18 protein-coding genes and 1 pseudogene are annotated in these 24261 nt (G+C 50.1%); 1 reads left to right on the forward strand and 18 read right to left on the reverse strand.

What is annotated here, in order from left to right; translation table 11 throughout:
* Positions 1-150: 150 nt before the first annotated feature.
* From V8F51_RS26420 to V8F51_RS26495, 16 genes and pseudogenes are all read right to left on the reverse strand, one after another.
* A complete protein-coding gene (locus V8F51_RS26420) occupies positions 151-810 on the reverse strand; it encodes a hypothetical protein (RefSeq protein ID WP_337103495.1) in 660 nt (219 codons plus the stop codon).
* Positions 811-973: 163 nt separating this feature from the next.
* A complete protein-coding gene (locus V8F51_RS26425) occupies positions 974-6583 on the reverse strand; it encodes an endo-1,4-beta-xylanase (protein ID WP_337103496.1) in 5610 nt (1869 codons plus the stop codon).
* A gap of 197 nt (positions 6584-6780) precedes the next feature.
* Positions 6781-7569, reverse strand: coding sequence for a sulfite exporter TauE/SafE family protein (locus tag V8F51_RS26430; protein WP_337103497.1), 789 nt, complete (start codon positions 7567-7569; stop codon positions 6781-6783).
* A 24-nt stretch (positions 7570-7593) separates the two neighbouring features.
* Positions 7594-8721 carry an MBL fold metallo-hydrolase gene (locus tag V8F51_RS26435; protein ID WP_337103498.1) on the reverse strand — a complete coding sequence of 376 codons (1128 nt, stop codon included), beginning with the start codon at positions 8719-8721 and terminating at the stop codon, positions 7594-7596.
* A gap of 53 nt (positions 8722-8774) precedes the next feature.
* Positions 8775-9347 (reverse strand): sulfurtransferase TusA family protein, encoded by a 573-nt coding sequence (locus tag V8F51_RS26440; protein ID WP_337103499.1) that lies wholly within the window; start codon positions 9345-9347, stop codon positions 8775-8777.
* Positions 9348-9416: 69 nt separating this feature from the next.
* Positions 9417-9902, reverse strand: a complete 486-nt coding sequence (locus V8F51_RS26445; RefSeq protein ID WP_337103500.1) for a DsrE/DsrF/DrsH-like family protein — start codon at positions 9900-9902, stop codon at positions 9417-9419.
* A gap of 67 nt (positions 9903-9969) precedes the next feature.
* Positions 9970-10197 carry a sulfurtransferase TusA family protein gene (locus V8F51_RS26450; protein WP_337103501.1) on the reverse strand — a complete coding sequence of 76 codons (228 nt, stop codon included), beginning with the start codon at positions 10195-10197 and terminating at the stop codon, positions 9970-9972.
* Positions 10198-10353: 156 nt separating this feature from the next.
* Positions 10354-12210, reverse strand: coding sequence for an LTA synthase family protein (locus V8F51_RS26455; protein WP_337103547.1), 1857 nt, complete (start codon positions 12208-12210; stop codon positions 10354-10356).
* A 101-nt stretch (positions 12211-12311) separates the two neighbouring features.
* Positions 12312-12398, reverse strand: a pseudogene (locus tag V8F51_RS26460) (hypothetical protein); the annotation flags it as partial.
* Positions 12399-12474: 76 nt separating this feature from the next.
* Positions 12475-12675, reverse strand: coding sequence for a cold-shock protein (locus V8F51_RS26465; RefSeq protein ID WP_337103502.1), 201 nt, complete (start codon positions 12673-12675; stop codon positions 12475-12477).
* A gap of 242 nt (positions 12676-12917) precedes the next feature.
* Positions 12918-14336, reverse strand: a complete 1419-nt coding sequence (locus V8F51_RS26470) for an alpha-amylase family glycosyl hydrolase (RefSeq protein WP_337103503.1) — start codon at positions 14334-14336, stop codon at positions 12918-12920.
* 72 nt (positions 14337-14408) lie between these two features.
* Positions 14409-15293: a carbohydrate ABC transporter permease gene (locus V8F51_RS26475; RefSeq protein ID WP_337103504.1), complete on the reverse strand. Its 885-nt coding sequence runs from the start codon at positions 15291-15293 to the stop codon at positions 14409-14411.
* A gap of 20 nt (positions 15294-15313) precedes the next feature.
* Positions 15314-16204, reverse strand: coding sequence for an ABC transporter permease (locus V8F51_RS26480; RefSeq protein WP_337103505.1), 891 nt, complete (start codon positions 16202-16204; stop codon positions 15314-15316).
* Positions 16205-16270: 66 nt separating this feature from the next.
* Positions 16271-17977: an extracellular solute-binding protein gene (locus V8F51_RS26485; protein ID WP_337103506.1), complete on the reverse strand. Its 1707-nt coding sequence runs from the start codon at positions 17975-17977 to the stop codon at positions 16271-16273.
* A gap of 169 nt (positions 17978-18146) precedes the next feature.
* A complete protein-coding gene (locus V8F51_RS26490; RefSeq protein WP_337103507.1) occupies positions 18147-19526 on the reverse strand; it encodes a helix-turn-helix domain-containing protein in 1380 nt (459 codons plus the stop codon).
* Positions 19523-21346 carry a sensor histidine kinase gene (locus V8F51_RS26495; protein WP_337103508.1) on the reverse strand — a complete coding sequence of 608 codons (1824 nt, stop codon included), beginning with the start codon at positions 21344-21346 and terminating at the stop codon, positions 19523-19525. The genes V8F51_RS26490 and V8F51_RS26495 overlap by 4 nt, the downstream gene beginning before the upstream one ends.
* A 206-nt stretch (positions 21347-21552) precedes the next feature.
* Between V8F51_RS26495 and V8F51_RS26500 the strand changes: the two genes are divergently transcribed.
* Positions 21553-22182 (forward strand): YfbR-like 5'-deoxynucleotidase, encoded by a 630-nt coding sequence (locus V8F51_RS26500; RefSeq protein ID WP_337103509.1) that lies wholly within the window; start codon positions 21553-21555, stop codon positions 22180-22182.
* Between the two features lie 88 nt (positions 22183-22270).
* On the opposite strand, the gene murQ is transcribed toward V8F51_RS26500, so the two are convergent.
* Together murQ and V8F51_RS26510 are read right to left on the reverse strand one after the other, a co-directional pair.
* Entirely contained in the window at positions 22271-23194 is a 924-nt protein-coding gene (gene murQ / locus V8F51_RS26505) for an N-acetylmuramic acid 6-phosphate etherase (protein WP_337103510.1), read from the reverse strand.
* A gap of 70 nt (positions 23195-23264) precedes the next feature.
* A complete protein-coding gene (locus V8F51_RS26510; RefSeq protein ID WP_337103511.1) occupies positions 23265-24248 on the reverse strand; it encodes an N-acetylglucosamine kinase in 984 nt (327 codons plus the stop codon).
* Positions 24249-24261: the final 13 nt, after the last annotated feature.

The following is a 24261-nucleotide window of genomic DNA, read 5'->3' on the forward strand; positions in this document are numbered from 1 at the left end:
TTTTCCATTTTCGCGCAAGAAAAAGAGCAAGTTATCTTTTCGATAACCTGCTCTTTCCTTAACTTCGGCTCTTCGCCTTAACTTAATGACATTGGCCCAGCGGCTCGCCTTTTGTTGTTTACGTTTACTTCTCAGGTGCAGTGAGATTATCTATTCTTGCTCAAGCGTATCGGGATAGATCACCGTATCAAAAACTTCTCCCGTACTTTCGTCTTTGATATCAATTACGACTTTCGTCTTGCTGGAATCGATACCCTCGTACATTTGGTACATCATGCCTTGCAGCCCTATGCCGAAAGCAGCGAAAGCATCCATGCTGCCTTCGTATGCTGCCTTGTCCACGGTAAGTGTAAATTGGCTGAAAGAATCGTTAGCGGTGATGTCCTTAATAGAAGCAAAGGTTTGTTCTGTCTTCATTTCATCTATGGATTGCGTAATCGTAGCTCCTAGTTCCTTCAGCATTTTGTTATGAGCGGATTTCGACATCTTATACGTAACGGAGCCGTCTTCGTTTTTCGTTGCTTCCTTGACGCCGTCTTTTTTGGCTAAAGCAATCACTTCGTCGATGTTTTGCCCTTCGAATAGCGATGCGGGCAGCGTGACGGTTACGTTTAATAGATTTTTATCGACTTCGATGCCTTTTTCTTCTTCCTGCTCTTTGTTCGTTTCTTCCTTCTGCACGCCGGCAGCCGTATTCGTTGCATCCGCCTGTTCTGTGCTTTCCGGAGAAGCATTTTCGGTTTTGTCGCTCGAGCATCCTGTAATAACTACTGCTAACGCCAATGCAAAAGTAAATAATTTGATTTTCATAGCTGATTTCCCCCTTTTATGTACGAAAGCGTCCTAACGCTTTACTGTATTGCTATATACTTCCTTACACGCGCAAAGGTTTCAAATAAAAATAACCCCGACCTTAGATGGTCGGGGTTATCGGGTGTCCCGAAAGGGGCACCTGCATCGCTTAAAAACTAAACTATACGAGTCCTAATAGGCGATACAGAATGACCGCAGCTTGCGCGCGAGTCAGAAGGCCGCCAGGTTCAAGCGCGCCGCCGATACCGTTCACGATACCGGAAGCGACGAGTGCCGCTGCGCTTTCACGCGCATAGTCCGCGACTTCGGCAGCATCCGAGAAGCTAGCCAAGGATCCTTCGGAGTTAATCCGCTGTCCCGCCGCTTCGAGCGCGCGTGCCGTCAGCACCATCATTTCCTGACGCGTAATCGGAGCGTTGGGGTTGAAGCGTCCATTGCCATCGCCTTTCGCAATGCCAAGTCCTTTCGCAATGCGAACCGCGTCGTAATAGTAAGCTGTTGCCGCGACGTCTGCAAATGCCGATTCGCCATCGCTCTTAAGCTCAAGAGCTCGAACGAGAAGGAGCAGGAAATCTGCGCGTTTAATGTTGGCCGCCGGCGAATAGACAGTGCTGGATGTGCCTTTAATAATATCACGCGCTGCCAGTGCTTCAATCGCCGGTTGCGCCCATACATAACGCTCGATATCTTCGAAGCTTCTGTCCACGTAAGCAACAGCGTACATGCTGAAATGCGTAGTATGGAACACGATGCTTCCAGTTTCCACATCATAATGTCCGTTCGGAACTGCCGTTACGACGCCATTGTCATCCACGTACCATACGACAAGGTTGCCCGGCGATTCAAGCTCTTCGGCCGTCGGCTCATACGGAGCGATAATCGTTACGGGAGCATTGTCGTTGCTCCATGTTACAACTTCATTGTTCACAAGCACATGCAGGTCGAACACCGGCCGATCACCGATTTCGTCACGTACAGCCTGGCTTAGATCCTCTAGGCTTGCCGGACTGAATACGATCGTTACCGTATCCGACGAGATATCCATGCCTGCGAGCATGCTGCTCGGTAACTGAATGATGCCCATATCCGTCTTGATGGAAATGACGTATTCCTCATCATCGATCAAAGCCGATGTCGGCAATTGAATTGCGTAGCCGTTCGTGCCCGTTGCAGGCACAAGTTCGAACACGATTTCTTTTACGCCGTCGGCATTGTTCCCAGCTTCAGCTAATTTGCCGCCTAACATATCGTTGCTGATAATGCCTAGAGCGCGTCCGCCTGAAACAATCGTCGGAACAACCGCGTCATTCGAACCGCTGCCCGGATTGACTGGATCGACAGAAGGCGCGTTACCCGTGCGCTTGGACACGGCATCAGACAACGGCGATTCAAGTCCATTAGCATCAACCGACGAGATTTTGTAGTAATACGCTGTCGATGTGCTTAGATTGGAATCATTGTAGGTCTCCGCTTCGATTACAGCGGCATTCCGCTTCACGAACGGTCCGGATTCGGACGTTGCTCGATATACGTTGTAGCCTGCCGCTTGATCGACAGCATCCCATTTGACTTCGAGCTTGTTATAGGATGTTGCGCGAATCGTGACATTAGCCGGCGGGTTCAGAACCGTATCCGTATTGTTCACGAATTGAAGCACACCGAGCTTGGAAGTATCCTGGTAGGATTGACCGGAAGGATCCGCCCAATTCGCAACGCTGTCTCTCGTACCATTGCCATCCTCGTCATTATTGACCTGGAAGTCGAAGCCGATGACTGTACCTTCCGCTGGGGTAATCGTATCGAGGAGGATCGCTGCCTCTACGACATAACCAACGCCAGGCACAAGCTTCGTTGCCGTCTCGTAATTGCTTTGGGAAGCGTGACCGCCCACGGTTTTGATGTTGTTGAAGTTAATCCGGTACTGGCCGTCATCGTTTTGGTACAACGGCGATTTGCCGTTGTTCTGGTCGACGAAGATTTCTACGGAGTCCTCTTCATGCGCTTGCTGACTTTCATCGCTTAACACTGCATCGGTTACAACCGCATAGACATATAGGTATTGCTCATCCCACAGCGTCTTGAACTTCGCGGTCGATCCGCTTGTTCCTTGCACCCATAATGCCGTTTCAAGCTCGGCAGCATTAGCCCATTCCGCATCCTCTTCGCCGTCGATAACCGGAGTTCCCTTCACCGCCAGTGCCGACTTAGGAGCGGCAACCAGCGTCAGCGAGCCGTAACCGGCTGTATCCTGGTGCTGAATGTTGCGCCCATCGCTCCAAGAAACGATTGCTCCATTCTGTCCATGCTCCGTTCCGTCTTGCGCGCCGCCGGTCGTCAAGCGGATATCGAAATACAATGTTTTGCCGACCGTATTGCCACTGAGCGGAATAGCGGTTTCGACGATATAACCGCTTGTCTTCTCGGTTACTTGGTCTGATGTTTGACGAGCAATTTCGTATTTCGTGAAGCCATCGTCCGTTTTGACGAACAGCTCAGCTTTGTCTTCGCTCGTCTTAACACTGTCTTGCACATCAGCGAGCACATACAGATAGTTGTCATCCCATAGTGTTTTGAAACTCGCTCCGAACGCACTCGTTCTTTCCGTTTCCATTGCGGCAACCTTATTCCAGACGGCATCTATCTGCCCATCGATAATCGGAGTGCCTTCCGCAGCGCTGCCTTCCTTCGTTACGAGCGGCAGCTTGGGAGGAACGACTTCCTTCACCGCTTCAACCATTCCCCAATAAGCGTATTTCGCTTGATGACGTTTATCGAAAGGAAATGGCGCGTCTTGACGTGTCGTGCCGCGATTATGCAGCCACGTATGGTCATCCGCTAGACCCCAGATTGTTACGTTGCTGATCCAGCCGTCCGGATTGTACGCCTCGGTGTCCGGATCGGCGTTTTTTCCTTCCTCGTCGAGCTTTACCAGCTCCTCGAACAATTCCTTGTACCGATAACCTTGGCGTACAAGAATGTCCTCGGGAATCGGATCATAAGCCGTGCTGTTGTTCGTATATACGGATATATCGAGCTCTGTCAGCTGGTTGTCGAATCCGGCCTCGCCGAACTTGCGGATCGAGTCCGACATTTGTTGAATGGAAGGTCCGCTCACGTTAATATGGGTTTGGTGGCCCACACCGTCGATCGGCACGCCTTCGTCTCTAAGCTTCGTAACAAGATCGAACAGGAAATCGCGTTTCTGCGGGTTGTGCGTGCTGTAATCATTGATATACAGCTTCGCGGTCGGGTCCGCGTTATGCGCTTCCTCGAACGCTACGCGGATGAAATCCAGACCCGTAATGCGATACCAGTGTGTATCGCGCATGCCATCCGGACGGCCCTCGTCGATCACCTCGTTCACCACATCGTAGTAATCGGCGACATCCGCATATTTAGCGACGACCGCCTGAATATACGATCTGAGGCGGGAGAGCACAAGCGCCTTGTTCGTTTCGTTCGCTTCGAGCCACTCACCCTGCGAATCCTTCAGCATCCAGTCAGCGCCTTGCTCATGCCACAACAACGTATGGAATCGAAGCTTCATATCATTGTCTTTGGCATATTTCACAATGGCGTCCGCGCCCGTATAGTTGTACGTGCCTTCAGTCGCATTGATCGAAGCCGGCTTCATGGAGTTCTCGGCTACGATAGCGCTATAATGCTTCTTAAGCAGTTGATCTGCCGTGCCGGTGAACTGAGCTGGCTCGACCGCAGCGCCAATCTCGAAATAATTCTCGTACAGATCCTTCAAGCTATCGAGCCCGGTTTGGATCGGCAGCGTTCCTTCGAGCGGACCCACATAGGCTAACGCAAAATCGTCCATATAAAACGATCTAGGCTCGCCGTTATCATCCGCCGTTTCTACATAAGCGTTCAGTACGGTCGGCTTCGTTCTGAGCGAGAACTTGCCGGACAGCTGTACCCATGCCGCATCCGTTACGGTTGCATTGGCGGATACGTTCGTGAACGTGCTGTCGCCGGATTGCACGCTAAGACGGAGCCTTGTCGGATCTTCTCCCGGAGCCATCTTCACCCAAGCCGACAACGAATACTCGTAGTTTTTGTGCATTTTGCCAAGTACGTTCAAGAACGGACCGTCATATTGATCCGATACGGTTGTCAGCAAGCTGTTAGCCCCTCCGCTTGTATGATTATCGTCGGAGGATACTTCAATATTGCCGTCACCGTTTCTACGTACCCAGTCTCCTTGGCCGTCTTCAAACCCAGTGGTAATGCCTGTCTGATCGAGCGTGCTCGGATCGGGATCAGGCTCGGTCTGACCCGGCGTTACGTCGACTATGACGAACTCGTCAATATAGATATCCGCGATGGATGCGGCCGACTCGATATAAAGAAGCAATTCAGCCGAGCCGGACGGGAGCGTATAGCCTGTTTTGCTAAACGTTGTCCATTCCGTGCTCGTAACGGTCTTCTCTCCCATATGCCAGTCGAAAGCGCTTCCGTTTTTCCACGTCACATGGAGATTGTCCGAGCCTTCGCCTAGCTTTGCCTTGAGCGAAATATCGTACGTGTGTCCCTGTTGAAGCTTACTGAAAATACTTATGCTTGGACTTGCGCTCTTCGTCAGACGATCGGCAAATTTCAACGAATGCGTGCCTTCAGAAGCAGTGTCCGTGCTAACGGACAAGCTGCCCGAACTGCCCCATGAAAGAGGAGCCCAATCTCCTATTTCACCGTCCTCGAAGCCCTGGTCTACAATTTTCGTTACAGTCTGCGGCGTAGTATCCTTAATCAATACTTCATCGATATAGATATCCGCAGTTGATGCTAGCGTCTCAATATAGAGGAGTAGCTCCGATGATCCCGTCGGGAGCGTATAGCCCGTTTTGCTAAACGTTGTCCATTCGGTGCTCGATACCGTACTCTCTCCCATATGCCAATCGAAAGCGCTTCCGTTTTTCCACGTCACATGGAGTTTATCTAAACCTTCTCCCAGCTTTGCTTTGAGCGAAATATCATACGTTCGGCCTTGCTGCAAATAACTTAGAATACTAAGGCTCGGACTGGCCGAATTCGTTGTCCGTCCCGAGAATCGAAGCGAGTGGCTTCCCGACGATGCCTGATCTTGCGAGATGGCAACGGTGCCCGAGCCGCCCCATGACAGTGGCAGCCACCCGCCCGTACTGCCATCCTCGAAATCTTGGCTCAGCACTGTTGCAGCCACCGGTGCAACCGGATCCGTCACTGGCAGCGCAACCAGCTTGGCCTTGAACGTATCGATGTAGTACGATACCGTAGCGTTGCCCGAAGCTTGAACGTACAATTGATACTTAGTCGCCCGAGGATCCAAGGTGATATTGCCTTTAATCTCTACCCACTCGCCGGCGGTAACCGTCTCCGCACGTACGGCTTTATAAGCAGCCGAATCGCCTGCCGGCAAACCCTCTTGATTAACGTTAATCTCCAGTGTAGCTTCGCCAGCCGTGTCTTCCAGCAGCTTGGCATATACGGACAACTCGTAGGTCGCCCCTTTAACCAACGTATCCAAATACGTGCCAGGACCGTTCCAGTTCTCCGTTCTCCCCGTCGTCTTGAGGCTGCCTGCCCCAGTGTGCGCCGTATAGGTCGACTGTACAACTGTTTCCGAACCCCGCTTGAACCAGCCGTCTGTGTTCGTGTCGAAATTATTGGCAAGCACGACATCTCCGACTGCGGCCGCATGAGCGGATTCGCCCGTCCATACTTGCGGCAACAACAAGGCAACCGCAAGCAGCAAGGATAAATAAACCTTCAACTTTCTTCGCATTCCACTTCTTCCCCCTTATGCATGGATGTGAGAAAGGTAGCGCTTTCATGAACTAAAAAAGCAGCAATCCCCAAATCCATCGTAAACCTAATTCCGCTCCCTATTAACCCTAAAAACTATAGAAGTTTCTGCGAAAATTTGTAATAAATAAAGGCGGCACAGGGAGAATCAACTCCATGATGCCGCCATTGCTGCCTCTACTGAAAAATATCCAACCAAATCTTAATCGCCGTAGCTAAAATAAGTACCGCCAAGATGATCTGCAGCACCTTCGTGTTCATCTTCTTGCCGGCCATCGCGCCAAGCGGTGAAGCCAGCAAACTCGCAACGACCATAATAATAGCTGGCGTATATTCGACTTGCCCCGTCGATACCTTGCCGACCGTTGATCCGATCGAGGAAATAAAAGTGATCGCGAGGGAAGTGGCAATCGTCATTCGCGTTGGTATCTTAAGCACGACCAGCATGATCGGCACGAGCAGGAAAGCTCCGGCAGCGCCGACGATACCTGCGCCAACACCGACGATTAACGCCAGTACAGCGGCAAGCCATCTGTTATATTTCACTTGATTGAACGGTATATCATCCACGCCTTTTTTCGGAATGAACATCATGATCGCCGCGGTTAGCGCCAATATGCCGTAGATCAAGTTAATGCCGCTCTCACTCATCATTTTGGAGCCAAAGCCGCCAATGAAGCTTCCAAGCAGGATAGCCGAGCCCATATAGATAATAAGCGTTTTGTTCAAATAACCGCCTTTGCGGTACGCCCACACGCCGCCGATCGTTGCGAAAAACACTTGCACCGCGCTAATTCCCGATACCTCATGAGCCGTAAAAGCTGCAATTCCGAACAACGGCGGAATGTATAAGAGCATCGGATACTTAATTATCGAACCGCCAATGCCCACCATACCCGAAATATAAGATCCAATAAATCCGATTAAAAAAATCGTTGCGATATAGGTTAAACTTAGCTCCTCCATCATGCCGCCTCCTTATCATGCCGGTTAACGAACGGCACAACGATTAGGACCGATCTCCATTTCACGCTGCTGCTCGTCAGTTGGCGTTATCCTGCCCATGTTCGTCTGACGAATCTCCACATAAGCGTTAGGCTGCGGCGGCAAGTTTGTCGTCACCATCGCTCGGAAAGACTCCTCGTCCGCAATGTTTAATCCGTGGTTGTGTTTGAAAAGCTCGCCCAGCTTCATGGCTGCTGTTCCATCTTCGTTAAGCTCGTCCATGACCATGAAATGCGCTGGCAGAACGATCAGCTCTTCAGACAGTTCTCTATAGCGAGCGTAGAGCGTTTCTCTTAAGTCCACTACCCAATCCTCAGCTAAGCCCGCGAGATCAGGACGCCCGATGGAATCAATAAATAATATATCTCCTGTAAGCAGATACTGGTCATCGATGATAAACGACGTAGAGCCGATCGTATGCCCTGGGGAGTATAGCGCTTCAATGTCGATATTCGTGCTGCCGATCTTCACCCTAACTCCGCCTACCAGCGCCACGTAATCGAATACAACTTCGCCAGCATCCTTTGGCGGCAGCCAATACGTCGCTCCCGTTTGCTCCGCTATGACGCGCCCGCCCGAGATATGGTCGGCATGCAGGTGAGTATCGAATACATGCTTGATAGCCGCATTCTTGCTGCTTGCGAACTCAGTATACACTGCAGTCATTCGCGCCGCGTCGAACAATGCCGCTTCGCCATCCGATATCGCCATGTAGGACAGGCAGCCTTTGCCAATTCGCACGAATTGATACAGCTCTCCGCCATCCTTCAGATCGCCAACCTTAAGCGGAACAAGATGCTCGCTCCAAGCTTTCATCCCTCCATGCAGATATGCGACGTTGCGCCCTTGCTCGGACAGCATCTCCGCAACCATCACGGACGAGCCCTCTTTCGCGCAAACGACGAGTATTTCTTCATTTTCCGGCAGCTGCTCCAAAATCTCTTCTACGCCGTCAATAAGGTCAAAGTAAGGAACGTTCAAATGCTGAATACTCTCGCCTTCAATTTTCCAGTTCGCGAAGTCAGATTCATTACGAACATCCAGGATAAACAGTCTTTCCTTCCTAATGGCCTTCTCTGCCGCTTCCGCTGCTTGCATCGCTCTTATTGTCATTGTTATATCCTCCCTCGCATTCGCATTTGTACAAAAAGGTTCTTGCTAGTCACTTACCCCAATCCGTCAGTATGTCCAATCCATTCGCTCATGCCCGGCACAACGTTAAAGACATTAGCATATCCGTTCTCCGCCAGCTTCCGAGCCGCCATGTCACTGCGATTGCCGGAGCGGCAAACGACGTAGATCGTTTCCTGCTTACCCAGCTCATCCATGCGCTTATCCAGCTCGCCAAGCGGAATCGATACGGCATGGGGGATATGATTGAAGGCATATTCCGCCGCCTCTCTTACATCAAGAATGATTATTGGCTCGCTATTTTGGAGTCGTTGCTCCAATTCGGCATGATTAACGACATACGGGAAGACTTGCTCGGCCGCCTCTTCATTAGCAGCTTTTCGCAAGTAATGCTTGAGTACAACGCCTTCCTCGACCGTGCCGAGATAATAATTGCCCGTGCTTTCAGCCCAAGCTTTCATGTCAGCCTTGGAGCCTTTATCGGTTGCTTCAACCTCCAATACCTGCCCCGCTTCCAGCTCCTTCATCGCTTTCTTCGTGCGAACGATCGGCATTGGACACGCCAATCCTTTGGCATCTAATTTGACGTTGGATTCAATTATTGTCATCCTTATCGAACCTCCATTTATGCTCTATACCCACAGGGGTATAGAAATGATAAAAAAAAGAACTTGCCTTTAAATAAATAAGTTCACGTTTCCTTCCTGCGCATCCGCCAGGTAGGCCGCCACGCCGGCATATTCAATATCATCTAGCAGTTCTTCCTTCTGAAGACCCAGAAGATCCATTGTCATCGTACATGCTACGAGCTTAATATCTTGCTCCTTAGCCATCTCAATCAGTTGCGGGAGCGGAACGGCATTATGCTTCTTTATGACATCCTTGATCATCTTAGGTCCCATTCCGGCAAAATTCATTTTGGAAAGACCCATCTTGTCGGCTCCGCGCGGCATCATTTTACCGAACATCGACTCCATAAAGCCTTTTTTCTTCGGCAGCATAACGTTCTCATCCTTACGCAGTGCATTTAATCCCCAGAAGGTATGAAAAATAGTTACCTCGTGGTCATAAGCCGCTGCTCCGTTTGCAATAATATAAGCAGCCATTGCTTTGTCATAGTCGCCGCTAAACAATACGATTGTTGTTTTCTTTTGTTCGTTCACTTTAATAGAACCTCCCTTATTTGAACCTTTTATATACCCCTATAGGTATTAAAATGCGCAAAAAAATTTACCCCTTACGAATCCAAAACTTCAATACATCGCCGTCTTCTTGATGCTGGAGAAGATCGTTGCCTGTAGATTTAGCCCATGCCGCAAGATCGTTTTTGGCTCCTTTGTCCGTCGCATGGATTTCCAGCACTTGACCCGGCTGCAGCTCGTCTATCGCCTTCTTCGTTTTCACTATCGGCATTGGGCACGCCATGCCTTTAGCATCCAATAATTTATCTGTTCTCATTATAATAAAATCCTCCTTTGCTCAACTGCATAAACTCATACTATACCCCATAGGGTATATTGTCAAGCAAGTTTGAGCTAGCACGACAGGCACAATTTCCGGTAAAAGAACAAAAAAAAGAAGGATGTGTCTCCACCTCCTCCTTACTCCAATAAACTATTTATTCGGAAGCTGCGACACATAGCTGTCCGACAGATGAAGCAACTCAAGTGCTCGATTGTATTGCTCCTCCGTTGTTCCCGCTTCCGACTCGCTATTGCCCTGCAAGAAGTAATTCACGCCGTCCTCAAACCCGATGCCCGGCAGGAATACGTCTGTATCCGTAATGACCGAGCCGCTCGGCAAGAAATGCCTCATCGGCAGCAGGTTAGAGGTCTGATTGAGCAAATCTTGGCCAAAATGAATTTGATTGTCCAGAGACACGCCCGTCAAGTTCGCAACCGTCGGCAAAATATCGATCTGACCGCCGGTTTGCTCCATCACCGCTGGATACGTGACGCCTGGAGCATGCATAATCAGCGGGATTTTGAACATATCCGTATATCCGTATTCATGCCCGATCAATTCCTCGATCAGCTTCTTCTCGCTGCCGTCCAGCGAGTACAGCGGCAGCCCTTGATGGTCGCCGTACATTAACACAACGCTGTTATCCCACAGCCCGGTTTCCTTCAAGTCTGCTATAAACTGTCCAAGCGCATAATCGGCGTAATTTTGCGCATGAATATAGTTGCCTACGAGCGTATCATCGTACTTGCTTGGAAGCGTCATGCGGTACTTCGATTCCGGAATATGATACGGATGATGAGCGCTCATCGAAATAACCTGCGCGTAGAAAGGTTGCTCTTCCTTATCCATCTTCACAAGCTCGTCGATCGTCTTCGCATATAGAACCTCATCAGACGAGCCGAACGCTACGTGATCCTCGTCACCGAAGAAAGCCTGATCGTAGTAACGATCCCAGCCGAGCGCCTTATACAGCTCCGTGCGGTTCCAGAACTCCACCTTATTCGTATGGAATGTCGCCGTTGTATAACCATTCGCATGAAGTAGCTTCGGCAAGCTCGGAAGAGCTTTGTCTACATTATGTTCTGTGGCAGCCTCATGCTGAGGCACATAAAGCGACGTGTTCACTACATATTCGGCATCCGATGTTGTTCCAGATCCGACCATCGTGTAGAAATGGTTATAGTGAAATTCTTCACTTACCAGCTTATTCAAATTCGGCGTAATTTCTTGGCCGTCGATTTTTGCGCCGATCAAGAAGTTTTGGAACGACTCCATCTGAAGGATAATGACATTTTTCCCTTTGGCCGCTCCCCAATATTTCGGCGTCTCCGCCTGTGTCACAGGCTGCTGAATGCCCTTAAGCTCGTCGATAGCCGCCTGAGAAATGCTCTCCATCTCCACCGGCTCCTTAGCCTCCAAGCTGTCAGCGAATATCGTGAACACCTCGTAATTAAGAATGCCCATTTCGTTGGCTTGCTTGCTTTCGTTCATGCTGGCCCGATTGGGCAAGACGCTGAAGAGGCAAAGCGCGACCGATAGCGCGAATACGAAGGACAACACAGGTCCGCGCACCTTTCTCATGCTGATCGTTTTGCGAATATGCATGTGCTTCGGTCTCCACAAAATAATGGCCAGCACGATTATATCTAAGAATATAAGCAAATAATAAGGGTCCATCAGTGAATACGTGCTGTTGCCGACCTTAGTCACCTTATCGGCTTGGCTGAATGCATGATACGTGACGATGATGCCATAATATTTGTAATACATGAGGACGGTAAAATAAAGCAGCGTGAACATCAAGTTCACTATCATGTAATACAGCATCTTGCGTTTCTTGGCTAGCCATTCGATCAAGCAGAACACGATCCAGAAGAACGGAACCTCCGTTATGAGCATGTTCCATGAAGGGCCCTCTTGGAATACGATGTCCCAAGCGAGAACACCCTTTAATATAAGAATAATTGTAAAATAAATAAATCTCCGATTGAGCAGTCTCATTAACATAGACAACTCCAGTCACCCCTTCCCATAGCATCAAGAAGAATACTCCTTTATGAAGAAAAGGTAAATGGATGTTGCTGGATTGTGCGAAAAGATTCACAACCTTACTGATTTTTACCGTTTGAACTGGTTAGGGCTTTGCATTGTTGGCATACAGGCATGTTGGAAAACGTGAAATTATCTCTCATCCATCCAGGTACACGACCAGATGGAGGTTAAAAAAAAGGAAATGCCCCGAACGATACGTTCGGGGCATTTCCTTATTCCTTACAGTTTTACAACGTTTTCGGCTTGAGGTCCGCGGTTGCCTTGAACGACATTGAACTCGACGCGTTGGCCTTCGTCCAGTGCTTTGTAGCCGTCGCCAACGATCGCGCTAAAATGCACGAATACGTCGTTGCCGCCTTCGATTTCGATAAAGCCGAAGCCCTTTTCCGCGTTAAACCATTTCACTGTTCCTTGTTCCATTCTTATTACCACCTTTGATTGATTTACATGACCTTCTTATTTCAATACCAATAAAAAATTCACATATCGTACTAGGTTATTATTTCGAAAGAATAACCCACTACGATATGTGAATTCGGTCACGCGTTCTATGGTTTGATTATACTCTGTCCGACGGTGAATAGCTAATTCCAATGGTGCCCATTATAGCTGTTTTTATAAAAAAGAGCACTAATTAAAGTGCTCTTTCTCCGTTGATCGTTCTATGAATCGGAATTTACGTAAATCTCATACGCCCACGGCGCCAAATCTACCGCATGCTCCGCTTGCAGCTCGACCGGCGAATCATCGCCGCCGCTTAACGCTTGATAGGTGCCTGCGGATGCTCCAAGCTGGACGATGCTTGTCACGCTGTCGGCGGACAGGTTCATGAGCACAATGACCGTATTGCCGTCCTTCGTGCGTTCGAAGGCAAGCAGCCTGTCGTCTCCTCCCTCAAGCGAACGGTAAGCTCCGCCCGCGCTTCCATTCCACAGCGCTGGATTGTTGTGCTTCAAATCCACAAGCTGCTTATAGAACGGCTGCATGGATAGATCATCCCATGCGATCTCGTCTTTATCGAAGAATAGCAGTCTTCTATTCAGACCCGCCTCCTGCCCCGAATAGATAAGCGGCATACCCGGCAGCGTGAAGCTGAGCGCCGCCATCGGCCCCACCGCATCCCCCAACCGCTCATACTCCGTCCCTATCCATGAGTTCTCGTCATGGTTGGACGTGAAGTTGAGCGCATACGTGCCTGCCGGATAGCTGCTCTCGAGCCGCTCTGCGTAAAGCGCGATCTGCTTCGCATTGCCCTGCCCTTTAGCCACTCGATTCATTATATTGTACAGCTGCCAACCGTAATTGGCATTGAAAGCGCGGCTCAGCAGACTGATCTGTTGATCATCCTCCGCCAGCATAAAGACCGGCTTCAGCTTCTCCAACTCCACCCTTGCCTGCTCCCAGAACGCTTTGGGCACGCCGCCGGCATAATCGGCGCGATAGCCATCGATATCGAATTCGCTTACCCAATACTTCATGCCGTCCAGCATAGCTGCCTGCATGTCGGCATTGTCATAGTTCAGATCGGCGACATCCGCCCAGTTCGTCCCCGGCGGCATCACGATATTGCCCGCTTCGTCTTGCGTATACCAATCCTTATTGGCCGTCCAAGCATGATCCCAGCCGGTATGGTTGGCTACCAAATCGAGCAGCACCTTAAATCCCATCTCATGCGCTTTGTCGACGAGCGACTTGAAATCTTCATCAGTGCCGAATTCCGGATTAACTGCCTTGTAATCGTCCACCGCATAATACGAACCCAACGTTCCGTTCCGATTCGTCTCCGAAATCGGATGGATCGGCATGAACCATAAAATGTCCACCCCAAGCTCCTTCAGACGCGGCAGATGCTCCTCGAACGCCTTGAAAGTGCCCTCCTTCGTGTACTGCCGCACATTGACCTCGTACATGACGGACTTAGCCGCCCACTCCGGAACTGGCACACCCTGCCGCACGACGACTTCCTTCGTAGGCTCAGAATCCGGATCCGGCTCATCCGCCTTCCCCGCAGAACAAGCGGATAGCGCCAGCAGGGATGCGAGCAGGAACAGAACAACCATCCCTTTCGCTTTTCTTGGCATCGGTTCACCATCCCCTTCCTATCTCTATTTGAAATGCGATCCCATCATGGATGGCATTTGCAGTCGACGCCATTACCCTTTGACAGAGCCCAGGGTGATTCCTTTGACGAAATACTTTTGCAGAAACGGATAAATAACGAGCAGCGGCAGCATGGAAATAAAGATTTTCGCCGCATTAAGCGTCTGGTTGGACAACGCCGACATCCGCTTAACCGATTCTTCATCCATCCTCGTCGGATCGATCACGACAGCCACCTGCCGAATATACGATTGCAGCGGATAATGCTCGGATTTGTTCATAAGGACAAGCGCCTGGAAAAACTCGTTCCAATGGTACACGATCGTAAACACCATAATAGTAGCCAGCACCGGTACGGATAGAGGCAGGCAGATGCTGAACAAAATGCGCCAAGGTCCTGCACCGTCGATCATCGCCGACTCTTCCATTTCCTTCGGCATATTGCGTAAATAGTTCATCACGAGGATAACGTTGAAGACAGGCAGGCCGCCGCCAAGCACGAGTCCCCAAATGTTATTCGTCATGCCAAGCGTTTGCATCGTAAGATACCAAGGCACCAAGCCGCCATTGAAAAGCATCGCAAAGACGAGCAGCCACATGATAATATTTCTTGGCCTAAACTCCTTCGGCGTCTTCGACAGCGGGTAAGCCATCAATAAGATAACGAAGAAAGCGATAGCCGTGCCGTACACGACCCTTTTCACCGAAGTGAAAAACGATTTGAAAAATTGTCCGTCTTCCATAATGGTCATATATGAGCCCCACGTAAAGCCTTTCGGCCACAGGAACACTTGTCCCGCCGACGCTGCCGCCTTATCGCTTAGCGATATGGATAAGGTGTACCATATCGGAAGCAGGCACAGCAGCATAAGGATGATAAGCAATATGAGGTTCAGGCCGTTGAACAATCTGGAAAACACCGAACGTTCGGTTATCATGTCTCTTCACTCCTGCCTGTTTAGAATATTCGATAATTCGCGAACCGGTAAGCCAGCGTATACGAAACCGAGATAAGAATAAGTCCGACAACCGATTTCAATAGCCCTACCGCCGTAGCGAGACCGTGCTGGAAGTCGATGAGACCCGCCCGGAACACCCACGTATCGACAATATCTCCCGTCGAGTAGACCGATGGATTGTACATATTGAAGATTTGATCGAAGCCCGCGTTCAAAATATTGCCCAGGCTGAGCGTAGCCAGCAAAGCAGCTACGGGGAGAATGCTCGGAATCGTAATTTTCGTAAGCCGCTTCCACTGCGAAGCGCCGTCAATGGCTGCCGCTTCGTACATCTCGGGATTAATAGAAGTAAGAGCAGCGAAGAAGATGATGGCGTTGAAGCCGAATTCCTTCCACACGTCGCTTCCGACGACGAGCGCCGGGAAGATCTTCGCGTCCGCGAAAAACAAGATCGGCTCGATCCCGATAGCGCTCAAGAGCTGATTAATGGGACCCGAGTAAGAGAATATATCGAGCATCATGCCCGCTACGATTACCCACGACAGGAAGTGCGGCAGATAAACGATCGTCTGAACCGTACGCGTGAGCAAGCGGTTTTTCACTTCATTTAACATCAGCGCAAAAACAAGCGGAACGATCAGGTTGCCGACCATTTTCGCGAACGCGATAACGACCGTATTACGGAAGATCAGCTTGCTGTCGTCCAGCTCGAACATATACTTGAAGTTTTCCAGCCCGACCCATGGCGACTTCCAGATGCCCATGCCGGGATTGAACTCTTTGAACGCCGTTAAGACGCCGTACATGGGATAGAGATTGAAGAAGATTAACCATAAGAGTCCGGGAATCAGCATGATGTAGAAATGTTTGGCAAAGCTTCTGTGTAACATTCTCTCTCCACTTCCCTTGCTTGAAAGATAAAGACGGGCGACGAGCGCCCGCCTTGTTCCAATCACCTATTTCAATTCATTAACTTCTTCCGTAACTTTGTCGCCGCCTTGATCTTTCCACTTCGCTACAAACTCATCGAATGCGCTCAGATCTGCACTGCCCATAATGATTTTGAGGAACGTCTCGTCTTCCAGCTTCTTCAGATTCGTCCATCTCGATTCCATCGTTTTGGTCTGTGCTGTCGCAATACTGCGTACCCAGTTGATATCCGCGTCTACAAACGTCGAGCCGCCGTTCAGATGCGCATAGATGTGATTGAAGAAACCGGCATCCGTCTTCTGATCAAAGTACCCAATATCATAGTCGTCTACCGGAGCAAGCTTAACCGCTTTAGCGTGATTGGCCATTTCAAAAGCCCAACCGTAGTTGATGTTGTCGAAGTCCTCAAGCTTGATTTCATCCTTCAAGAACTTGCGAAGGTTATTAACCGCGTATTCCAGTTGATCGCCCGCGCCAAGGATCAGGAACAACGGCACCTGTTGGGACGTCATTTCTTTGCCTTCCGTCAGCGTCTTGAATTCTTCGTCCTTGCCCCATTTGTGAAGCGTCAGCATTTTGATAACAGCCTCTGGGTGCTTGGCGTTTTTGCTGACAACAATGTAGTTGCTGCCTGTCGCTTGGTTAGAGTTGAACTTACCTGCTTCGTTAAGCGGAGCCGCATAAGGTCTCCAGTTCGCTTTCGGATCATTAGCCATCGAGTCCGTCAAGTTGTAAGCCGACCACCATGGGCCGAAGAAAATGCCGGTTTGGCCGCTTGCTACAACCTCAGCCGTCGATTTACGAATGCCAAGCTCTTTGTCCAAAATGCCGTTTGCGTACCAGTCTTTCATCATGCCGAGCGCTTTTTTCGTTTCTTCCGTCGTCGAGCCGTATACCGCATTGCCGTCCTTATCCTTCACCCAGATACCTGGATACGCATCGTTCGCAAAAAACAACGAGGAGAAGTTATACCAATGGTCGGTCGAATTAAGGAAGTTGGATGATAGCGAACCGCCTTGCTGCGTTCCGACGATACCTACCGTTTTCTCTCCGCCCATCTTGTTGTCGATGAACGCTTTGGCGATGTTGCCAAGATCTTCGAGCGACTTCGGCGCTTCAAGCTTCAGACTGTCGAGCCAGTCTTTGCGAATCCAAGTGAGCGGCGCGGAAGGAAGCGTCGTCTCAGGCAATGCGTACAGCTTGCCGTCGAACGTTACGCTGTCCAGCAGACCCGGGTTGGAGTCGTAAACCGCTTTCAGCTCCGAGCTCGCATACTTGCCGTAAACCTCATTAAGGTCAGCCAGTTGGCCTGCTTTGACCATTTGGCGAAGCTGCGTTTCGTTGACGACCATCGCGTCAGGCAAGTCATTGCTGGAAATTGCGAGGCTCACTTTCTGTTGGTAGTCGTTGCCTGCGGCCGATTCCCATGCATGCTTCACGACGATGTTGTATTTATCTTTCAGCCAGCGTGTGTATACGTTGTCCTCCGATGTATCGCTGCCGTCGAACTTATAGTTCGGGTCGATCGCGCGGCCAATGGAAACCTCGGTCGCCTCAGCGAACTTGGCGAACGGATCGATGACCTCTTCCGCGACCGGTGCGTTAGTCGCTCCTCCGTTATTCGCTGGCGCATCCGTCGCCGCTGCGCCTTGCTTGTTGTTATTTCCGCTGCATGCGGCTACGCTAGCCGTCACGGTCATCATAGCCAGCATCGTTAATATGGCTTTCTTCATGTGAATCCCCCTTTGGTAATCGTCATTGTTTCCTTCGACAAACTCAATATAGCACGGGTGCGTTCGGCCTCGAGATAGAGAGCATTCCGCAATCAGGGTAAAGATTTTCATTACCGCATAAAGAAACGTGCGAAAAATGTCTATCCTCTTTTCGCACGTTATCTACCCTCTATAGTTTCATTCTTTGGTTCTCGGGCATTTGCCGAAACTCGCTAGGCAATACGCCCGCATGCTCGCGGAACAGCCGGCTGAAATATTTCTCGTCGCTGTAACCGATCTGTTCGGCGATCCACTGGATCGTCTTGTTCGTGCTCCGCAAATATTCCTTCGCCCGCTCCATGCGGATTTCCCGCACATAATCGGTGTACGTCTGACCCACGTACTGCTTGAAGCATTGGCTGAAGTAGCTGCCGCTCATGTTCACCATCTGAGCGATCTCCGAAGACGAGATCGGTTCGCCTATGTTCTGCTGCGCGAGATTCATCGCCTTCACGATGCTGTTCTGGATTTCCGGAGAGAATAACGGTTTTGCCCCCGCGCGGCTGATCCGCTCCCGCACCTCCCCAAGCCACCGCTCAAAGCTGAACCAGCTCGGGAAAAAATCCTCGATGGCGATCGGCTCCGCCAGAATCGCTTGATACAACCTGTTCCATTCGTCAGATAAAGAGTAGAAAATACGGGCAAGGCGTACCGGAGGCATCTTCAGCTCCTTCAGCTCGGATAGCTGCGACCTGAACACCGCATCGTCGTAAATCCAATCCGCCGCTCCCCACTTTTCCTTCATCTGATCGAGTGGAATACCGCTCGTTGACTTGTCTCCATTCATATAGTTCGCCGCATCGATATGGAGCAAGCCATTCTCGGGCTCATAATCGTAGAAAAGATCCTTTTTGGCATATCCCCTAATCATTTGCATGATCGACTTATGGTCTATACCTTCCAGACCGCTGAATTGAATGCTAACCATATTCGTATTCGGCATAGTCGCCCTCGGTAGCGGTTCCGAGGCATACCAAATGCCAGGGCCTGCCTCAGCCGCTTTGCCAGTAATCGCATGATCAGCCCATAGTTCCTCCGTGCCTGCGTTTAGCGCATAATACACATATAGTTGACCGCCTGCTGGCGTTGCCATGTCCACCTGATGCTCGGCAGCAGCTTTCAATCCATCCTTGCGTTCCATCAGCTTAACGATCCTGCCGAGCACTTCCTCGAACTGCTCTTGCTCAAGCTGGGTTTTCGCAATATAGTCAATAGCCCCGAGCCGAAGCGCCTCCTGTATATATTCAAAATCCTGATGCAGCGACAACACGACGATCTGCACGGAAGGGAATCTCTCTTGAACGATTCGCATGAGCTCAATACCAGACATGACCGGCATGGACAAGTCCGTCATCAACAGATCAATGGGATTCATCTCCATAAACTTGAGCGCGTTCTCTCCGTTATTCGCCTCGCCTACGATCTCCATGCCGAATTCCTGCCATGGCATCGAGGATATGATTCCTTTACGCACAAGCTTGTCATCGTCCACGATTAATAATCGGATCATACGGGGGGCTCACCTCCTGGTGCTAATGCTGGTGCTGCTAGGGCGGCAAGTGACTCAGAATCAGCCGCAGCGGCAGGCAAGGGTAGACGTACGGAAACGATCGTTCCTTTACCCTGCTCGCTCTTTATCTGAAGCTTGGACTCACTGCCGTAGTTGGCCTTTAGAATCCGCTTCACGTATTTCATGCCGATTCCCATTCCAACCTTATCGCTTTCTTCAGTATCGTCGTCCAAAAGCTGATCAATCATTTCTTTCGTCATGCCCGCTCCGTTATCTTGAATCGTAATGAGAAGTCCGTCCTCCTGCAGCATCACGCCGACATAAATATATCCGTCGTCGCTTACACCGTGATAGAGAGCGTTCTCCACCATCGGCTGCAGCAGGAAACGAGGGCTCGGCAGCCCTAAGCTCTTCTCGTCCACGTCGATATCAACATCGAATTGGAAGTCATAGCGAATTTGCTGCAGCTGCAAATATTCCTTAAGCGCATCAATCTCGTTGCCGATCGTGGACGTCTCGCCCATTTTGCCAAGATTATAATAGAGCAGCTTGTTCAAGCTGAGCACCAGCTTATCGATATCCTTCTGACCATTCATGACGGCAAGCCAGTGGACCGTATCGAGCGTATTCATCAAGAAATGCGGATTAATTTGATACAACAGCTTCTCTACCTCTAGGTCGGCTCTACGCTTCTCCTTCTGCTCTACTTCCTCGTACAGCGCCCATATCTTCCGCTTCATGCTGCGCGTCTGGTAGAGCAAATAATCGAACTCCGGAATATAGGTCTGCTCCTTATGCTCGCCCTCATTCGAATGAATGAGCGACTTAATCTCCCGGTGGAACTTATCAAGCGGCCGATAGACCATCTTCCACAGCAACCAAGCAAAGAACAAAGCCACAATTATGAACAAGAAGAAAATACCCGATATTTGAAGAAGCCATCGGTTTCGTTCCTGATTGAGCTCCTTCTCAGGAACAACGGATACGATGCTCCATCCCTGATTACTTACTTCCTTGTTCCAAAAGTACCCGCCGGAATAGCCGGATAACACATTCGGATCCGTCTCCGGGAATAGGCGCTGCACGGCAAAAGAATCCGATACTTCGCTGAATGCAACCTTTCCCGTTGGATCAAGCAGCAGCAATCGGCGCGAGCTTTCCTTCCGATTCTGCGGAGCGAATAGCGATGTGAGCGCATTGCGGCCTGACTCAATGTATAAATACATATCTTTATCCGGCAAATTCACCTTACGCATAATACTGAACACATATTGATTAATCGAGCCATTATAGCTGATATGAGGACCATAATAGGTGATTTCCGAATACTGAGCCAAGATCGGCAGCTTATCCGGCCGGAAATCGCCGCGAACGCGGAAGTTCTCGAAGTCGTACTCCTTATTCTCGGCATCGAAATACATCAGCAAGCCTATATTGGGATTCGAAAACGTAATATTGTTCAACTCGCTCCGAATTTCATTGTTCAGCCTCAGCTTCTCATAAGGCTCCTGTACCGTCTCGAGCTCTTCAAGCCGCTTAATCGTGCCTCCGCCATAAGCAAACTGCTGCGATACGTGATTGAGATTGTTCAGCGCATTCTCCAGCGTCAGAAGATCCTGCTTCAGATTGCTCTGCAGCGCGCTCTCCACCTTATTGCCGATGATGGAATCGATCGTGTAAAACGATATGAAACCCAAACAGATGAATGGGGTTAAACTGCTTATCAAAAAGATGAAAATAATTCTGTTTTTGAACGTTACATTGTTTAATCGTTTCATTCGCATAAGCGTGGAAATACCACCCTTTCCTGTACGAATCATGCTGATTGCGGGCATAATATCCGCTAATAATATCATAGCTTGAAACGCGGCGGATGAGGTATGACAATGTTGCGGGATTAGGGGGACAATTTTTAAATACATGTAGTTTTCATATATTTCCTGATTGCAATTAATCGCCCATTAACAAATGAGCACTATACTGACCGTAATGCCGCACATAATATATGGAAAAGGAATGATATGTCGTGGGAATTCATACGTATTTTCAATCTCTTAACGATCTCGAGCGTATTATTCGTTGTCCAGGGAAATTTAAGTTCGAAGAGCACAGCGTATCCGCTCATTCCTGGAAGGTTGTCCAATACGCCAAAACGCTCGCCGATATCGAGGAAAGCAATGGCGTGGCGATCGACTGGAAGAAGCTTTACGAAATTACGAGCAGCCATGACTATGGCGAAATCTTTATCGGGGATATCAAAACGCCCGTCAAGCATTCTTCGCTGGAACTTCGCGGCATGCTGCAGCAGGTAGAGGAAGGTATGATTGCACTCTTTATTGAGGAAAATATTCCGGAGGAGTTCAAGCCGATTTTCTTCAGACAGCTGCGCGAGGGCAAGGACGACTCCGTCGAAGGGCTCATTCTTGAAGTGGCCGATAAGCTCGATCAAGTGTACGAAGCTCTGACTGAATTGCAACGAGGAAATACCGAGAAAGAATTTGTTATCATGTACCGCGAAGCGCTTATTAAAATTAAGAAAATAAAGCTGCATTGCGTGGATTATTTTTTGGAGCATATCTTGCCGGATATTGTTAGCGAAAGCTCTCATTCTCCTATTGATATTAAGAAAATTACGAATGAGGCTTTGGGGGCTTAACCCTACCGCAAGCGATGACGATCTGCGCGTTGTCCGTACGATTCGCTCCCATCTCCACCAGCGAGAAGCCTTGGACGGGAGCTATTCTTTAAGGAAGCAATTGGTATTGCTGTTCTAGCTGATGCATCGTTTGGCCGAAGTGGCCTTTGCACGCCGTTAATCGTTCGTCGATCTCTTCGAGCGGGAGTCCGAATTTATGTATTAAAATCGCGATGCGCGCATCGCCGTTTGCTTGTTGAACTAGCCCTTGAGCCGTCCCTTCATCTACTTCGATCGCTTGCATCACTATATTTACGACACGATTTCGCAATTTCTCATTGGTCGCCTGTACATTGACCATCAGATTGCGATATACCTTTCCTAAACGAATCATCACCGTCGAGGAAATCATATTGACGACCATCTTCTGGCTCGTGCCTGCCTTAAGCCTGGTAGAGCCCGCAATAATTTCCGGTCCGACTTGTATTTCGATCGGGTAATCGGCTTCTTCTCCAAGCGGCGTTCCCACGTTGCATACAATTGCTACCGTCAGCGCCCCTATTCGTTTCGCTTCCCTAATCGCGCCCAGCACGTACGGCGTCGTTCCGCTTGCGGCCAATCCGACGAACACATCCTTGTCCGAAAGCCGCTCCCGCGCATCAAGCATACCGACCTCCACATCATCCTCGGCGTCTTCAACCGCCTGGAACATGGCCTCTTGACCACCTGCGATGACGGCATTGAACAGCTCCCTGTCAACGCCGAACGTCGGAGGACACTCCGTTGCATCCAAACTGCCGATACGGCCGCTAGAACCGGCTCCGAAATAATACAGCTTTCCGCCATTCTCTAGTCTCGCAACAATTTGCTCAATCGCTCTCTCAATCAGAGGAAGCGCCTCTTTCACTCGCAAAGCTACGGTCTGATCCTCCTCGTTCATGAGGCGGACGATCTCGCCTACGGGCAGCTGATCCAGATGCCGGGATCTGCCGTTACTTTGCTCAGTCAATAACGATGACGTTTCTTGCTGCATCTTGATTCCTCCTACTGTTAGGCCAGCTTAAGTTCAATAGAAAATACGCCATCCACGCTATGAAATGAAGCTACAGCCTCAGCGAGCTTTCAATAATTCCCCCCGATGCTGGGCTAGCAATTCCCGCTTCATGCAGCGCCAAATAATAGGCGCCAGCGGCGGGCGGGAGCGTCAGCAGACGGCACTCTCCTGCCCCCTCATCACGCTGTTGCAAGGCCGCTATGAATGCGGAATAGAAATAGGGAGCCGAGAACAAACCTCCTGCCGCGATAACAGGAAGGCTGTCATCACCCAGCCTCTTTCGAACGGCACGGACCATCTCGCTGAGCTCGCAGACGGCGTCAGCAATGATTGTCTCGCCCACGGAATCACCGTTCATCGCCGCATGGATGACGATATCAGACAGTGCCGCCAGCTCTCGGCGCATGGCAGGATGGCCATAAAGCCAATCAATTAGCGCTTCTGGTTGATCCAGTTCAAGCCTTGCAAGCACAGCTTCGGTCATAGCCGTTGCCGGACCGCGCCCATCATAATGACGCATGACGGCTTGCAGCGCCTTCCGCGATAGCTCGAAACCGCTGCCTTCGTCGCCAAGCAAATAACCCCAACCTCCAGCCCTCTCCTCACTGCTTTCAGGAGAGAGACGGCCATAGGCGATGGAGCCGGTTCCGGCTATCAAGACGATACCCGGCTGTCCCCATGTACCGGCGGCCCATGCGGCAGCGGCGTCGCTTTGCACAACGATTCGAGTTGCCGGTGAGAAGTAAGGGGTCATGAATTGCTTCATCGCGGCTTTGTCGCTCGGCCGGTGGCCGCCTGCTAAGCAAAGCGATAGACCGCTCACATCCCTCATCGACGCGCCGCAGCGGACCAGCGTCTCCTCTAGCAATTGAAGCAGTATAGCCTCCGTCTCTGCACGGGTACTTGATTTGACGTTGGTAGCACCGCCATAACCCACATGTCTTACTTGACCTGTACCATCCCCGACGACGCATAGAGTCTTAGAGCCGCCGCCGTCAATGCCAATATATAGACTCTGCTCCGGTCTTGTCATGCTCTTGCACCTC

The sequence above is a fragment of the Paenibacillus sp. YIM B09110 genome, assembly GCF_037167145.1.
Classification (GTDB): domain Bacteria; phylum Bacillota; class Bacilli; order Paenibacillales; family Paenibacillaceae; genus Pristimantibacillus.